This window comes from Nonomuraea sp. NPDC050790, from assembly GCF_044456745.1.
Lineage (GTDB): Bacteria > Actinomycetota > Actinomycetes > Streptosporangiales > Streptosporangiaceae > Nonomuraea.
Window position 1 is genome coordinate 334,025 of sequence record NZ_JBITGF010000002.1, and the last position, 15,673, is coordinate 349,697.

The 15,673-nt window shown below is 71.3% G+C and carries 10 protein-coding genes; 5 read left to right on the forward strand and 5 right to left on the reverse strand.

Going from position 1 to position 15,673, the window contains the following annotated elements; translation table 11 throughout:
* Nucleotides 1–11 precede the first annotated feature (11 nt).
* The 3 genes from ACIBEJ_RS10000 to ACIBEJ_RS10010 form a co-directional block, all read right to left on the reverse strand.
* Nucleotides 12–2,066 (reverse strand): hypothetical protein, encoded by a 2,055-nt coding sequence (locus tag ACIBEJ_RS10000; RefSeq protein ID WP_397182291.1) that lies wholly within the window; start codon nucleotides 2,064–2,066, stop codon nucleotides 12–14.
* An 8-nt stretch (nucleotides 2,067–2,074) separates the two neighbouring features.
* Nucleotides 2,075–4,084 carry a hypothetical protein gene (locus ACIBEJ_RS10005; RefSeq protein WP_397182292.1) on the reverse strand — a complete coding sequence of 670 codons (2,010 nt, stop codon included), beginning with the start codon at nucleotides 4,082–4,084 and terminating at the stop codon, nucleotides 2,075–2,077.
* Between the two features lie 185 nt (nucleotides 4,085–4,269).
* Nucleotides 4,270–5,163, reverse strand: coding sequence for a carbohydrate kinase family protein (locus ACIBEJ_RS10010; RefSeq protein ID WP_397182293.1), 894 nt, complete (start codon nucleotides 5,161–5,163; stop codon nucleotides 4,270–4,272).
* 157 nt (nucleotides 5,164–5,320) lie between these two features.
* Between ACIBEJ_RS10010 and ACIBEJ_RS10015 the strand changes: the two genes are divergently transcribed.
* The 5 genes from ACIBEJ_RS10015 (at nucleotide 5,321) to ACIBEJ_RS10035 (ending at nucleotide 13,370) form a co-directional block, all read left to right on the forward strand.
* Nucleotides 5,321–8,041: a GNAT family N-acetyltransferase gene (locus ACIBEJ_RS10015; protein ID WP_397182294.1), complete on the forward strand. Its 2,721-nt coding sequence runs from the start codon at nucleotides 5,321–5,323 to the stop codon at nucleotides 8,039–8,041.
* Between the two features lie 293 nt (nucleotides 8,042–8,334).
* The gene (locus ACIBEJ_RS10020) at nucleotides 8,335–8,925 is read left to right on the forward strand and encodes a DUF5998 family protein (protein ID WP_397182295.1); all 591 of its coding nucleotides are present in this window, start codon (nucleotides 8,335–8,337) and stop codon (nucleotides 8,923–8,925) included.
* Nucleotides 8,926–9,238: 313 nt separating this feature from the next.
* Nucleotides 9,239–10,126 (forward strand): hypothetical protein, encoded by an 888-nt coding sequence (locus ACIBEJ_RS10025; RefSeq protein WP_397182296.1) that lies wholly within the window; start codon nucleotides 9,239–9,241, stop codon nucleotides 10,124–10,126.
* Between the two features lie 4 nt (nucleotides 10,127–10,130).
* Nucleotides 10,131–11,159 (forward strand): hypothetical protein, encoded by a 1,029-nt coding sequence (locus ACIBEJ_RS10030; RefSeq protein ID WP_397182297.1) that lies wholly within the window; start codon nucleotides 10,131–10,133, stop codon nucleotides 11,157–11,159.
* 3 nt (nucleotides 11,160–11,162) lie between these two features.
* Nucleotides 11,163–13,370, forward strand: coding sequence for a hypothetical protein (locus ACIBEJ_RS10035; RefSeq protein WP_397182298.1), 2,208 nt, complete (start codon nucleotides 11,163–11,165; stop codon nucleotides 13,368–13,370).
* Here the strand turns inward: ACIBEJ_RS10035 and ACIBEJ_RS10040 are convergent.
* Together ACIBEJ_RS10040 and ACIBEJ_RS10045 are read right to left on the reverse strand one after the other, a co-directional pair.
* Entirely contained in the window at nucleotides 13,335–14,576 is a 1,242-nt protein-coding gene (locus ACIBEJ_RS10040; RefSeq protein WP_397182299.1) for a hypothetical protein, read from the reverse strand. The two genes, ACIBEJ_RS10035 and ACIBEJ_RS10040, sit on opposite strands and share 36 nt — an antisense overlap.
* Nucleotides 14,573–15,655, reverse strand: coding sequence for a hypothetical protein (locus ACIBEJ_RS10045; protein WP_397182300.1), 1,083 nt, complete (start codon nucleotides 15,653–15,655; stop codon nucleotides 14,573–14,575). Before ACIBEJ_RS10045 ends, ACIBEJ_RS10040 begins: the two co-directional genes overlap by 4 nt.
* Between the last annotated feature and the right edge of the window lie 18 nt (nucleotides 15,656–15,673).

Here is a 15,673-nt window from a genome sequence, read left to right on the forward strand (position 1 = left end):
GAGCTTTCTCCCTACTTGATGAGATCCGCCAGATCGCGGGACTGGACGCGGGTGACTTCCGACTCGATCAGCTCGGCGACCAGGCGCACCCGCCCCGCGGTCCCCGACAACGCCGCCTTCACGGCCTCCGCCTGCGAAGGCGTGAGCATCGCCGACAGCGCGGTCCGCCAGGGCGGCATCCCGGAGCTGCCGCCGGTGGCCACGTCCTGCCAGGCGTCCTCCTCCTTCACCTGCAGCGCGACGCGGGGCACCTCGACCGGCAGCGCGCGGACCTGTCCCGCTCGCCCCGCCAGCACGCCCACGAACGCGTCCTTCGTCGCCTCCGGCAGGTCCATCCGGCTGGTGAGCTGCAGGAACGCCACCTCGCCCGCCACCAGCAGGCTGGGCTCGGCGTCCAGGAACGGCCCGGGCGGCACGTAGACCCACACGCTCGGGTCCCGCCGGTCGGGCACCAGCTCGACGCCGTCCACCACGACCGGCGCCGCCTGGTCGACGGTGACGACCGGCCCGTCCACCGGCTCCGACCACGGACCGGGGGCCACCCGCCACCGCACGCCGGGACGGAACGGCGAGTCCGCCGTCCACCCGATCTCCGCCTCCGGCCGCGCCACGCTCAGCGGGACCCGCCTGACCTCGGTCTCCGCCTCCGGCACCCATTCGACGGTGACCGGCGGGTGCAGGGCCACCAGCCGCGCCCGGTGCCCGCCGAACCCGGGCAGCACCGCCGGGTCCAGGTCGAGCCGCTGCCGGTCGTCCACGGGCAGCTCCAGCACCCGGCCCCGGCCCAGCGGCGTGAGGACCAGCCTGGCCACCGGGTCGCCCGGCAGGTCGGGCACCGCCAGCGTGGGGGTGCCCGGTGCGAGCCGCCCCGCCGTACCGCCCGATCGCCTGACCACGTCCACCGTCGCCAGCGCCAGCAGCGCGTCCGAGGCCAGCACCACGCGCAACGGCAGCGGGAAGTCGTCGCGGTCGAGGACGATCCGCCGCCCGTCGAAGGGCCGCCACGGCCCCTCCACCTCCTCGCCCGTGGACAGCAGCGCCCGCAGCCGCGCCTCGCCCGACGGCAGCTCGCCGGGCGCGAGCGTCAACGTCAGCGTTCCGGTACGGCCGGCCGAGTCCAGCGCGAGGCTGCCGGAGACCGGGTGCGGCCGGCGGGGCGGCGCGGCGGGCAGACGCACGTCCGCCACGAGGGCAGGCAGGTCGGTGACCGGTTCCGGCAGGTTGGCCGAGACGTGGACCGGCACCTGCCCGGTTGGCAGCCCGGGCAGGGTGACCAGCCGCACGTGCCGGTCCAGCGAGCCGCCCGCCAGCTCGCGCGCGGCGGCGAACGGGTCGAAGGACAGCACCCGGTGGGCGATCACCGCGGCCGGCTCGGCGAGGTCGAGGCGGACCGAGCCCTGGGCCACCTCGCCGGGTACGCGCAGGACCAGGTCGAGGGTGGCGCCTGGGGCGGGCTCGGCCACCAGGGGCGCCGCCCGTGACGCCAGCGCCTGGGCCGCGGCCGGTTCCGCGCCGAGCAGGGCGGCCAGCGCCGTGGCCAGCGCGTCCGGGGTGAGCCTGGCGCCGGTCCCGAGGCGTGTGGCCAGGCGCGTGGCCAGGTCGCGGGGGTCGAACCTGGTCTGGAACGCGGCTCTGGGGGCGACGGCGCGCACGGCCAGCCGTACCGCGGCCACGATCGGGAGGGTCGCGTCCTCGACCAGGCGCGCGATCACGTGCGCCGCCTCCGGCCGCAGGGAGATCGCCAGCCGCGCGCCGTGAAGCTGGTCGGCGGCCAGGACCGTGGGCGGCGAGATCGGCCCGATCTTGACCGACAGCTCCAGCAGGCTCTCCCGCACGTCGGCGGGCACACCCGGCGTGGACGAGCCGGTCGTGAAGGCGAGCTCCAGCAACCCGGACGGCGGGAAGTCGAGGGAACGTTCCAAGGTCACCAGCAGGTCGGGCACGCCGTCGCGGCGGGCCAGGTCCAGCCGGTCGGGCAGCGAGACGACCAGGCCCTCCCTGCCGAACGCCGCGAACCCGCCGCCCGCGGGGGCGCCCAGGTCGGGCAGCCCTTGCAGCACGCTCATCGCTCCTCCTACGCGCTCGGACGGGTCTTGATCGGGGGCAGGATCGTCGCGTCGGTCTCGCGCACCGGGCTGACCCCGACCAGTCCGGACTGCCAGATGGTCTCGGTCCGGTAGCGCAGCGGCGGGATCGGGGCGCCGGTCAGCAGCGAGCTCACCGGCACGTGGACGAGCGTGGTGGCCTTCAGCTCCGTCTCGCTGAGCTGCACCGACGACTGCGCGCCCACGATCGAGACCACGAACAGCGCCACCCGGTCGCCGGACGGGTCGCCGAACATCGCCGGCACCGCCACCACGCTCACCTCACGGCTCAGGCGCGGCTTGGCGCTGTCATCGAAGACCGCCTTCCAGACTGCCTCCTTGTCCACCTGGACCGACACGCCCGACTGGTCGAGCACGATCGTGTACGCGCCGGCCTCGGGCAGCGGCTCCGGCGGGACCAGCGCGATCTCCAGTTCCTCGCCCGGCGCCAGCACCTTGCCCGCGGGCCCGCCCTCGACGCTCAGCGGCACCCGGCGGCCCGCGGCGACGGCCACGGCCTTGAGGCGCTCGACGCGGACGGGGCTCTCGATCGCGTTCGTCAGCCGGGCGGTGACGCGCGTGGGGACGGCGGTCAGCGGCTCCAGTTCCAGGACGTCGCCGGCGGTGTCCTCCAGGCGCAGCTCCAGCTCCACGTCCTCGGGCTGGCCGCCGCCCGCGCCCACCCTGACCTCGCCGTTCATGACGTTCAGCGACGCGCCGAAGAAGGCGGAGTGCACGAGCCTGAAGTCCTCCAGCGTGAACGTCTCCGCGTGGGTGACGCCCTGTTCGAGTCCGACCTGGGCGGTCGGGCGCTCGGTCAGCCCGGACGGCGCCGCCCCGTCCTGCGGTAGGGCCAGGCGGAGCATGGGCTGGGCGTCGGGCAGGATCTCCATCCGGACCGGCGCGGTGGAGCCCATGCGCCTGGACTCCTCGGCCAGCACCGGTTCGGCGGCGGCCAGCCGTTCCGTGGAGACGACCGGCCTGGCCAGGAACTCGACCGTGACCCGCACGTCCTCCTCGCGGGCGGCGCTGGTGGCCCGGATGTTCAGCGCGGGTCGGCGGCCCGCCTCCGGCAGCCGGCCCAGCAGGAACCGGTCGGGCAGGAAGTAGAAGTGCTCCGGCCTGGCCGGGTCCTGCCAGAACGAATGCCCGCGGCCCTCGTGCTGGACGCGCAGCCTGCGCATGCCCTGCACGCCGGTCGGGGTGGCGCCGCCGCCGAGCCGTACGCGCTGGGCGTCCGACAGCAGCAGCGGGCTCGGCGCGGCCACGCACTCCAGCAGCAGCGCCACCTCGCGGTAGGTCTGGGGCGGCGGCGGGTCGATCAGTAGCATCGGGTTGGGCACCGCGACCGTGATGCCGCGTTTGACCGCCACGGTGGCGCGGGCCTCCAGCGAGCTCATCGCGGCCAGCAACTGCTGGCGCAGGCCGGGACCGGTGAGCGGCAGTTCGGCCGAGACGACGGTGCCGCTGTCGTCCAGCCTGGCCACGGGGAAGTCCACCTCGACGACCACGGTGCCGCCGGTCAGTTCGGGCACCCGGTAGCGCAGCGCGACCGACAGCTCGTGCGGCAGTTCGGCCAGCCCGGTCGGAACCTGCACCGCCACCACGACCAGCGTCGCCGTGCCGGACCTGTCCACGATCTGGATGCGCGGCTCGTCGCGGTCGAAGGCGAGGTCGTAGCGGGGGAGGGCCAGGAGGGTGGTGCCGTCGGGGCTCTCGTAGCGGGTGTCGTCGGTGGGGGTGTCGGTGGGGGAGATCGGGACGGTCAGCTCGTGCCGCTCCTTGCCTGAGGGCGGGAGCAGCGGCGGGAAGCCGCGCGGGTCGATCGGCCAGAACTCCGGCCATTCGGGGATGACCGGGTCGGGCCACACCAGCGGCAGCCGCCGATCGATGCCGGGAAAGCGGCGCAGCGGATGGCCCACGGGATCGAGCCAGTCGAAACGCCGCGCCCTCGGGATGCGGAAGCGGTCCTGCGCGCGCGAAAACTCAGCCGCTGTCATGCCCCCGATGCTGCGCCCCCGCGCCCCTCTCCGCCTGAGTAGGGGGTACTCAGCTGGTTCAGACGCAGCCGCCCTCCTCCGCCTCACCGCTGACCCGCCGTGACGCGCGCACGGTCACCACCTGGGTGGTGCCATGGGTGGCAGGCGCGCGACGTTGGACGTCGGCGCCCGAGCGTGCGGGGTCGCTACAGGCGGGGCCGGGCGCCCAGGTGGACGATGGCCTTGGCGGCCAGGCGGTTGCCCGCGGCCAGGGCTTCCGCCGGAGGCTTGCCGGCCAGCCACGGCGGGAGGAAGCCGGCGGTGAACGCGTCGCCCGCGCCCGTTCCGTCCACGATGCGGTCGACCGGTTCGGCGGCGGCGCGGACGGGGTCCGGGCGGCCGTTGGTGTACCAGAGGGAGCCGTCCGCGTTGAGCTTGATGACGACCTGCGGGAACCACGCGGTGAGCACCTTCACCGCGGCCTCGGGGTCGTCGCGGCCGGTCAGCACCTTGGCCTGGTCGGCGTTGGCGAACAGCAGCTTGGCGCCGCTCGTCCACTCCAGGAACGGCTCGGCGCCGGTGCGCTCCAGCGGCGCCGACGAGGAGCAGTCGACCGAGATCGACATGCCGCCGCGCCGCGCCATGTCCAGCGCGGCCAGGCCCGCGTCGCGCGAGCCCTCGTTGATCAGCGTGTACCCCGACAGGTGGAGATGGCTGCCCCCGCTGAACAGGTCGCGCGGCAGGTCCTCCGGCGACAGGGCGGCGTTGGCGCCGGGGTCGGAGAGCATGGTCCGCTCGCCCTTGTGGGTGACGAGGACCACGCACGTTCCCGTGGGCCGCTCCGGGTCCATGACGAGCCGGGCGTCCACGCCGTAGCCCATCAGCTCCATGTCGCGGTTGCGGCCGGTGATGTCGGCGCCCCTGCGACCGATGAAGGCCACCTCCGCGCCCTCGACGGCCAGCCAGGAGGCGATGTTCGCCCCCGATCCGCCGCCGTGCATCGTCACGATCGCGGGTGTGTCGCTGGCTCTGGCGAGCGCATAACGGGCGCGCGCCACCGCGTCGGTCATGAGATCGCCCACCACGACGACCCGCGTCATGAGGCCACCACCTTGCGTCTTCTCGCTATGCCTGCCGCCGCAAAACTAACAGCTCTCGGCCTGCTCGTGGGGCAGAGACCGGACACAGGCGCCCAGTCGATGCACAAGCGTTGCCCAACGGTCTTGGCATCTGGGATGCAGGTCTACGCTCGGGACTGTGGATGCACAGTATCCGGCCCACTGGGAGGCCGACGTCGTCCTGGCCGACGGTGGCACCGCCCACGTGCGTCCGATCCGCCCGGCCGACGCCGACCGGCTTCGTGCCTTTTATTCGCGGCTGTCCGATGAGTCGATTTACTTTAGGTTTTTCGGCCCGCGTCCGAAGTTGTCGGACAAGGAAGTGGCCTGGTTCACCAACGTCGACTACGCCAACCGGGTCGCGCTGATCGCCACGATCGGAGCGGAGATGGTGGCGGTCATCCGCTACGACCGGGTCAGCGCGACCGAGGGCGAGGTGGCCTTCCTCGTCGAGGACGCCCACCAGGGCCGCGGCGTCGCCTCCGTCCTGCTCGAACACCTGGCGGCCACCGCCAGGGACAACGGCATCGAGACGTTCATCGCCGACGTGCTGCCCGCCAACATGCGGATGATGGGCGTGCTGCGGCAGGCCGGCTACACCGCGCAGAGCCGCTTCGCCGACGGCGTGGTCCGCATGACGCTCGACCTGGCCCCCACCGAGACCTCCGCCGAGGTGACCGCCTCGCGCGAGCACCGCGCCGAGGCGCGTTCGATCGAACGCCTGCTCACGCCCGGTTCCGTCGCGGTCATCGGCGCCTCGCGCGAGCCCGGCGGCGTCGGCCAGACCGTGCTGCGCAACCTGCTGGCCGCCGACTTCACCGGCCCCGTCTACCCGGTGCACCGGGAGGTGCGGGCGGTGGCCGGCGTGCGGGCGTACCCCAGTGTGGGCGCCATCGACGGCGAGGTGGATCTCGCGGTCGTGGCCGTGCCCGCGGAGAGCGTGCTGGACGTGGTCAAGGAATGCGCGGAGAAGGGCGTGCACGGCCTGGTCGTGGTCTCCTCCGGCTTCGGCGAGACCGGCGCGGGCGGCCGCGCGAGGCAGGACGAGCTCGCCAGCATCGCCCGCTCCTACGGCCTGCGCGTCGTGGGGCCCAACTGCCTCGGCATCGCCAACACCGACCCCGCCACCCGCCTGAACGCCACCCTCGCCGCCACGCTGCCCGGCCGCGGCAGGGTCGGCTTCTTCAGCCAGTCGGGCGCGCTCGGCACCGCGCTGCTGCAGCGGGTCGCGCAGCGCGGGATGGGCATCTCGTCGTTCGTGTCGGCGGGCAACCGGGCCGACGTCTCGGGCAACGACCTCCTCCAGTACTGGGAGGAGGACGCCGCCAGCGAGGTCATCCTCCTCTACCTCGAGTCCCTGGGTAATCCCCGCAAGTTCACCCGCCTGGCCAGGCGCATCGCCCGCCGCAAGCCGATCGTGGCCGTGAAGAGCGGCGGCACCCCGGTGGGCCACTCCGCGCGTGCCCTGCGCCTGCCGGACTCCGCGATCAGCTCCCTGTTCGCCCAGGCCGGACTCATCCGCGTGGACGACCTGATCCAGCTCTTCGACGTCGGCCAGCTCCTGGCCCACCAGCCGCTGCCCGCCGGTCCCCGCGTGGGCCTGGTCACCAACTCCGACGCGCTCGGCCTGCTCGCCGTCCACGCCAGCGCCGACGCGGGCCTTGAGCCCCGCCCGCCGGTCAACCTCGGCGCCTCCGCCGGTCCCGCCGAGTTCGGTACGGCTCTCGCGGACGTCCTGGCCGCCGACGAGGTGGACGCCGCCGTCGTGATCTACATGCCGCCGATCCCGGGCGACACCGCCGGGGTGGCGGCCGAGCTGCTGAAGGTCTCCCAGGACACCGGCAAGCCTGTGCTGGCGACGTTCGAGGGCCATCTCGGCATGCATCCCGACCTGCGCGTGGGCCGTACTCCCGCGAGGGGTTCCATCCCGTCCTACGCGGCGCCGGAGGAGGCGGTCAGGGCGCTGGCCCACGTGGTCAGGTACGCGGCGTGGCTGTCTCACCCGGCAGGCACACCCCCGGAGCTCCCCGACCTCGACCCCGAGGCCGCCCACGCCCTGGTTGCCCACCACCTCGACCTGCTCCCCGCCACCCCGGAACCGGAGACCTCCCCGGAACCCGAAGCCGAGGCGCCCGAGCGAGAGGGCGGCGCCACCGCGGCGGGCGGGTTCCCGGGGCAGGAGGCCGGCGTGGGGCCGGTGGAGATCGACGCGACCGAGCTGCTGGCCTGCTACGGGATCACCGTGTGGCCGGCGCCGATCGTGCGCTCGCCCGACGAGGCCGCGGCGGCCGCCGAACGCCTGGGCTGGCCCGTGGTGGTCAAGGTGACCGGCGCCGAGGCGGCCAGGCGGGCCGGAACGGTCAGGCTGGGACTGGGCGGCCCCGACAGCGTCCGGGGCGCCTACACCGAGCTGGCCGGCCAGTACGGCGACGGCGTCGAGCTGGCCGTCCAGCGCATGGTCCCGCAACCGGCGGTGCCCACCGTGGTGGCGGTGACAGAGGACCCGGCGTTCGGCCCGGTCGTCTCGTTCGGACTGGGCGACGTGACCGCCCGCCTGCTGGAGGACGAGGGCTACCGGCTGGCCCCGCTGACGGCCGAGGACGCGGCGGGGCTGATCCGCTCGGTCAGGGCGGCGCCGCTGCTGTTCGGCGAGTACGGCTACCCGCCGGTGGCGGTGGAGGCCCTGCAGGACCTGCTGGTACGCGTGGGCCGCCTGGCCAACGACCTGCCGGAGGTCGCCCGGCTCGACCTGGACCAGGTGCTGGTGGGGGAGAGCGAGGTCATCGTCCTGGGCGCCAGAGCGGTGCTCAGGACCCCACCGGGCCCCCGACAGGACGGCGGTCCCCGCCGCCTCTCCTGACCCACCCATCCCGCAAGCGCGGACGCCACAGGTTTTGACGAACTGTTGACCCTGCAAGGAGATGCGGGCCGGGACCGGGCAGAGGCGGGCGCGGTCGGGTGGTCGTCGGGCGCGCGTCGCGGCGGCGCGTTTGCGCGGCCTGCCTGCCGTGACCCTGGAATGTCCCCGGCCACGGTCGGCGGGTGGGGGTGGGCGGGGCTGGGCCGTAACAGAGAAAGGACGATGAAAGGCAACAGAAAACAGGAACAGATGCGATGGATGAGAGCGGGGCCGAGCCCTGGCAGGATGGACCCATGAGGGAAACCCGAGTCTCAGCCGCGGGTCTGCGTGAGGCGATCGAGCGCAGCGGCTACTACCCCGACCTCGTCACGGATGCGGTCGAATCCGCGCTGGGCAAGGAGGCGGTGACGGCCTATGTGGTGCACCACGAGGCCACGTTCGACCCCGCCATGGAGGTGCGCAGGCACGTCACCGTGCTGGTGCTGTCCGCCTCGCGCCTGCTCGTCTGCCACACCGACGAGCATCCGGCCGTCGAGGGCGTCTCGGCCTCGCACGCCTCGACCACCACCGAGGCCGTGCGCCTGAGCCGCGTGCAGTCCGTGGCCGTCACCAGGGTGGTACCCGACCCGGCCTCCTACGTCCCCGGCGTGCCGCCGACCGAGGTGACGCTGACGATCGGCTGGGGCGCCATCTCCCACGTCGACCTCGAGCCCGCCACCTGCGGCGACGAGAACTGCGACGCCGACCACGGCTACACGGGCGCGATCACCGCCGACGACCTCTCCCTGCGCGTCAGCGAGGCCGCCGACGGGCCCGAGGCGGTGTCCCACGTGCTCGCGTTCGCCAAGACGCTCTCCGAGGCGACCGCGCGCGCCTCCGCGTGACCGGGCTTCCGTAGCCCCCTGTCCGTTACGGCGGTGCCGACCTACCCCACCCGCCGCGATGGCGCGCGCCCTTCACGGCCGGTAGTGAACGCCCGAGCCCCTCCCGCCGTGACGACTCCGCCCTTACCCAGCTAAGGCGCCAAAAGCCTCACCCTTATTAGCCAAGTATGGCTAACCGAAACAGCATTTATGGGCATATCACGAACGATCAGATGTTGAGGAAGAAAGAGATCAGGTATGACAGATCTTTCCTTGACGTCATATGATCCTGCAAACATTGCCCACTGTTCAGCGGTGACGCGAGGCTGGTGACATGGCGACTCTGGCGCGGCTTGGTTGCCTGGCCGCGCTGGTGATGGTTGTGCCGGTTCTGGGCGCCACCGGCGCCACCGCGCGGACCGATCCGGAAACCACCGACCGCCGATGGGTCATTTGCCTCGACGAGGATGAATCCAAGCGATTACTGGACACTGCGGACATTCTTGGTCTGGGAACGCCGCAGCCGAGTCCGTCGGGATCCGCCACACCCACGGTGACCAGGCTCGTCGTGTCGGCCTCACCCAGCCCCACCGCCCTGACCCTGCGTGAGTGGCGGGATCGGCGCAAAGCCGATTTCGAACGCGCCTGCAAGGCCCTGATTGGGTCCGACCCCGACCAGCGCCCGCCCCCGGAATCCAATCCCTTGGTCCCCACGCTGCTGGGCCTCATCCCGTTCTTCCTCGGGGCGCTCGTGGCCTTTGTCTCCTCGGAATGGCGGGTGGCGGCCGACGCCAGCTACAAAGCGGCCAAGGAGCTCCAGCGCCTTTCCTTCGCCTTCGAAATCGACCGCAAGAAATACCTCCAGCAGCTCGTGGCCGAGGAGACGGAACCGCGCGACGACGACCCCTGCATCGACCAGTTGGTCGAGCAGGTCTCCTACGTCTCCGTGCTCCGGCCCAAGTGGAGCGAGCCCGCCGTCATCATGCGCCTGCTGGCCGCGATCAAGGAAGACGACCGTCCGGACGAGTGGACGGGACGGATCAACGACAATCGCGCGGTGGCGCACAAGGGGGTCGCCCTGGCCGCCCTCGACAGCGTGCAGGATCGGATCGAGGGGCTCATCTGGGCGCTCCACCACCCGTGGCGCCCGCACCGGCCCATGCGCGTGGCGACGCAGCAGTCCGAGGGATACAAGGCCAAGTCGCGAAGGGGTAAGGGGTGAGCGCGTGACTCCGTCGCTGGTCAACCCCTTCGTGATCGCCGACGCGGACGGGAACTCCCTCGACGGCCACCTGCGTGTGGCCCATCGCCGGCACTTCGTCGCGCACGGTGGGATCGCCGGCGAGTTCGCCCGCTTCCAGGCGAGGTTCTCCGACGTGGCCGCGCTCGAAGGGCCCAACATGGTGATCGTGAGCGGCAAGCGGGGGAGCGGGCGCAGCACCCTGATCGAATGGTGCAGGGATCACCTTGAGCAGGTCGTCAACCACACGGCGCACGTGAAGTTCCGCACGGTGAACCTCAGCACCCATCCGCCGCTGAGCCAGAGCTGGATCGACCCGCAGACGATCAAGAAGACGCTGTGGTTCGTCGACAGCGCGATCAGCGCGGAGCTGAAGAAGTCCAGGCTCCTGCTCCTTCGCAATTACGACCTGGTCGGCCCCATCGCGCCCAGACCGCGGGACTCCGTGGAGGACTACGTTTACCGGCTCAAGGAGAAGATGGCGAAGGTCAGCGAGCGCCTCCAGACGTATCGCCGCTACCTGTTCGTCGTTCTCCCCGCGAACAGACAGGACGACGAAAAGGAGCAGGTGGCCTGCGCCTGCATGAAACTTGCGGAGCCGAACATGACATTCATGATCGAATGCCAGAATGAGCCGCCCACGACCGATTACACGCTCGCCACGACCACGCATCTCGAGATCAGCGAACTTCGTTTCGAAGACCGGGTGGCATTCATTCGCTCGCGGCTGAGTCGCACCGACCTCAATGGGCATCTGCCCGTCATCGATTCCGGTGATATCGAACGCATTGCTCGCAGAACCGAGATAACGAAAAGCACCATTGGCGCCTACAACCAACTCTGCGCCGAAGCGATGGATCTGATCATCAAGGATCCCGCACTGTCCTCCGGGATAGTTTCTGAAGCCGATTTCGTCCGGGTCATGCGGGACGTGTTGCAGAGTGGGCTTAGAACGGCGGAGGCTGTAGGTGCTCTCAACGTGGACCACGAAGATGAGCCAGGGTACGGGGAGTGACTGATGACAGGACACGGCACATCCCGCGACACACCTCTTTCCCGCACCTTCGCGGCCCACCTGCCCACGGTCTGGGACGCGGAATCCGACGACTACGCCGACGAGCACGTCACCCAGGAAACCCCCGCGGTGCGGGCGGTGCGCGCCTTCATCGACGAGTACTCCCACCCCGGGATAGGCGAGGTCAGGACCTCCGGCGGGCGCGGCCTGGCCATCGCCGGCGACTACGGGACAGGCAAGACCCACCTGGCCATGGTGGCCGCCAGCCTCGCCTTCCGCACGGTGCCGGACATGCGGGTCCTGGCGATCGACGGCTCGCAGGGCTCGTTCCCGCACATCTACCGGCGGCGGATCGTCGAGAGCATCCCCCAGAAGGACATGTTCGCCCTGGTGCGCCGCTACTACGCCAACGTGATGGCCGCCGAGCTGCGCAAGGAGCCCATCTTCGACGACGAACTCGGCAGCGTCCCCGACCAGCTCGAACGCGGCATCCTCGATCCCGACAAGGTCATGGACCACTTCCAGCTCGCCGAGACCTACATCCGGCAGGCGCTGCAACGGCAGCTCAGGGAGGTCGCCGACCACGCGTTGTTCGGCAGGGCGCTGGCCCTGATGGTCTCCCGCACGCACCGCCACGACATCTGGAACTGGCTCAAGGGCGGCGAGCCCTCCGCGGCCTTGAAGGACCGCGGCCTGCGCGCCCTGAACGACGCCGACACCTACGACGCGCTCGGCGTGATCGCCTTCCTGCACCGCTCCGGCGGGCCGAGCCAGGGCGGGATCTGCCTCATCATCGACGAGTTCGAGGAGCTCCTGGTCGACGACGGCGGCTCACGCTGGAACCCGGCCGCCGTGCGCTCCTTCGGGCAGCTCCTCAAGATCTTCATCGACGTCGGCGGGCTGTTCGTCTTCTGCGCGCTGCCCGCCAGCATCACGCGGCTCCCCGGCGCCCTGCGCGAGCGGATCGGCGTCGTCCCGCTGGACACCCTCGACCTCGAGAACACGCAGGGCCTCATCGACCTGCACGCGACGGCGATGGGACCCGAGGTCCAGGTCGACGGGAGCGTCGACCTCGTCCGCTACGTCCACACCATCACCGGCGGCCATCCGCGCAGGTCCCTGACCCTGACCCGGCGCAGCAGGGACAACGCCAGAGCGCTCGGCCGCCCCCTGCGCCTGGACGACATCCTCGACGCCGTCCGCCAGGAGTTCGAGCGGATGAGCCTCGGCGACCTGCGCCGGCTCGTGCGCCGATTACTGCAGCGCGAGCAGTGGGACTTCTTCGCCGACCGCGTCCTCGGCGAGGGCGAGCCCATCGACATGTGGCTGCCCGATCCCGGCGGCACCATGGCCGTCGCCGTCCTCATCACGGACTCGGTCGTCCTCGACTCCCACTTCCGCGCCCTGACCACCCGGGTCCAGGAGGCGCAGTCCTCGGCGGTCAGATGCGAGATCGTCCTCGTCGTCGACGGCATCGTCTCCGCCCGCCTGACCGAGGCCGTGGAGAGGCTCATCAGTCGCTCACCCGTCATCTACTCCGACACGGACTTCAAGGCCGAGTTCGTCGATCTGGTACGCGTCGCGCTGACCCGCCTCGGCACCTACGACCAGCGTGAGTTCCTGGACGAGATCAGCAGGAAGATCAGCGGGCAACTGGCCGAACAGCGGATCATGCAGCAGACCCTGGACCGCCTGCTGACGATGAGCACACGACCGCAGGCGATCTCCGCCTCGACGCCGGCCGACGTGCTGCCCATGGCCATCGAGGGGTTGTTCGCGGACGCGCGCCAGGTGGCCGAGAAGCTCACCGAGGGCGCCTCCGAGTACGCCCTGATCATGGACAAGCTGGAGTCCAACGACCTGCGCGAACACCGGCCCCGGCCGCACGTGGACGAGATCGGGACCCGCGTCGTGCTGCTGGACGCGCTCGACAAGTTCCACGACGCGATCGCCCGCCACCTCAACGAGCCCCGTCACGGCCACGAGCTCAGGGCACGGTGGGAACGGCGGCTGGACAACATCTGCCTGGCCTACCGGCTGACCTTCGACTCGCTTCCCCTGCCGCAGCCGAGCCTGCTTCCCCCGCCGGGCGGATCCCGCACCGATGCCGGTGACGGCGCCGCGCCGCTGACGGTCGCCGACGTCCGGACCCTGCGTGATCTCGGCCGGGTGGTGTCAGGTGCCGTCGGTCGTGAAGTCGGCCTGCCGTGACCGGCGGACGGGCCGCGGGCGTTCCGTTCCCTCCTCGGCGGCGGTGACGCTCGTCTCGGCGGTCACGCTCGTCCCGGTGCCGGCGCTCGTCCCGGCGCCGGCGTCCGGCTGGGTGGTGTCATCGTGCGTACGGCGGCGCCGGGTCGGCAACCAGCCGCGGTCGACGGCGGCGTTGGTCACCAGGTGCAGGGTGTTGACCACCACCACGGCCGGAACGATCACGGCGACCGCGCTGTCCAGGTAGGGCAGCAGCGCCAGGCTGAGCAGCAGCGCGGTGATGCCGTTCTGCTGTCCGAACGCGATGTGGACGCGGTCCATCCACGCGTATCTCCACGTGATGACAAGCCCCACGACGATCTGCGCGACGAAGGCCGCCGCCCCGAGGATGAGCCCGTGGAGGAACAGGGTGCCCGACGTCAGCAGCATGCCGGTGGCGAAGGTGGCCAGCACCAGCGCGCCCAGCAACACCCTGTCCAGCGCCCTGCTCGCGAACGGCCGCAGGAACAGGCCGACCAGCGCCACCCCCAGCATGAGGAACTTCACCACCGCGGTCGCCACCACGGCCAGCAGCAGTCCGGCCTGCGCGATCGTGGCGCTCCGGTCGCTCGTCCTGAGCCTCCTGCGCGCCAGCCCGCCCAGCCACCACAGCAGCAGCGCCCCGGCCACCAGGGCGAGGTTCAGCCCCATGTTCTCGACATAGGCGTCCATGCTCTGCGCGGCCTGCAGCGGGAAGAGCCAGGCGGCCAGATAGACGGTCAGCAGCGCGGTGATCGGATCGTCGAAGGAGGCCCAGGACAGCAGGACGTTCTTGGCCCGCCGCGACATCCGGGGATCGTTGCGCAGAGCGGCCACCGAGACCGGGTCGATCTGCGCGACGGCCAGGGCGAACAGGATCGCCTCCGGCCGGGAGAACAGCGGCACGAGCAGGAGCGCTCCGGCGATCAGGGCGATCTTCAGCGCCACGCCCACCGTGATGGCGGCCAGGACCGTGGGCAGGTCGCTCAAAGCCTCGCGGGGGATGCCGGAGGCGCTGCCGTAAAGGCCGATCGCCAGCAGGATGGTGACCGCGATGAGGTACCAGTTCATCTGGCCGAGCGACTCCAGGCGGAAGACCGTCGCGACGGTCCAGCCCAGGAGCACGATCAGCAGGCCGATGACGAGGCGGGGGCCGGCCCGTTCGCTGAGGGGAGCCTTCTGGGAGCTCACCGCCGGGTGCCTTCCCGCAGGAGGTTCTGCTCGTTGAGGTGGTCGACGATGATCCGGCGGACCTCGGGGCACACCTGGTCGCGCAGGCGGTGGTCGGCCACGTCCACGTGGTCCTGCGACAGGGTGACGCCGACGACGTAGGCGCGGTGGGTGTCGATGACGAGGGGATAGACGTAGAGGGCGCCCGACGCCACGTCGAGGACCAATCGCTGCAACTCCGAGTCGCTCAGGGGCCAGAGGATGTGCAGGATCTCGCCGATCTCCTGGTGCAGCCGCGAACCGAACTCCTCGTAGAACTCGCGTTGCCTGATGCGGTCCTCGCGCGTCCCCAGCCATTTCCGCGGGCCGGCCTCCTCGAAGACGTCGGCGGCCGAGACGAAGTCCCAGTCGAGGTAGACGGCGGCGTAGTGGAGGTCGACCTCGTTCAGGTGCTCGTGCAGAGCGGGGCGCAGCGCGTCCGACAGCGACTTGAAGTCGGGGCGCGGGGAGTGGAAGTAGGCCATCAGCGTGCCCTTCGCGAGAGCGGCCGGGCGCTTCTCGCGGTCGCCGCCGAGGTTCTGCGACGGCATGTCGATGTCCTCCCGCTGGCCGTCGGCGAAGTCGCACAGGCGGGCGTCGACCAGGTCCGCAGACGTGGGGTCGAACGTGATGGCGATGACCGAGTAGCGGAGCATGGTCATGTAGAAGATGCCGATGTCCTGGGTCACCACGACCATCCGGACCAGCGGGCCGGTCCCGAACCTGCTGAGGTCGAGGTTCAGCCGTTCGAAGGTGACGGCGAACTGGCTCACCCCGTTCATCACCGCCGCCCGCGCCTGCTGGAGCGGCACCTGGTCGGCGGCGACGCCCAGGCGGGGGGCCTGGAGGTCGGCTAACGCGCGGGCGGGGACGGGGCACAGGACGAACACGGGCAGGCTCTGGTCGGCCAGGGAGACGGCGCCGATGGCCGGCGTGGATTCCAGCAACTCCTGGTACAGGGCGGTCTGCGCGTCGAGCCATTCGCTCTCGGCGGACCCGATGCTCTCGTAGAGCCAGAGCTGGGGAGCATCCGGGGATGTCTGATCGTTGTCTTCCCGCAACGGGTTCCTCCTCGATCG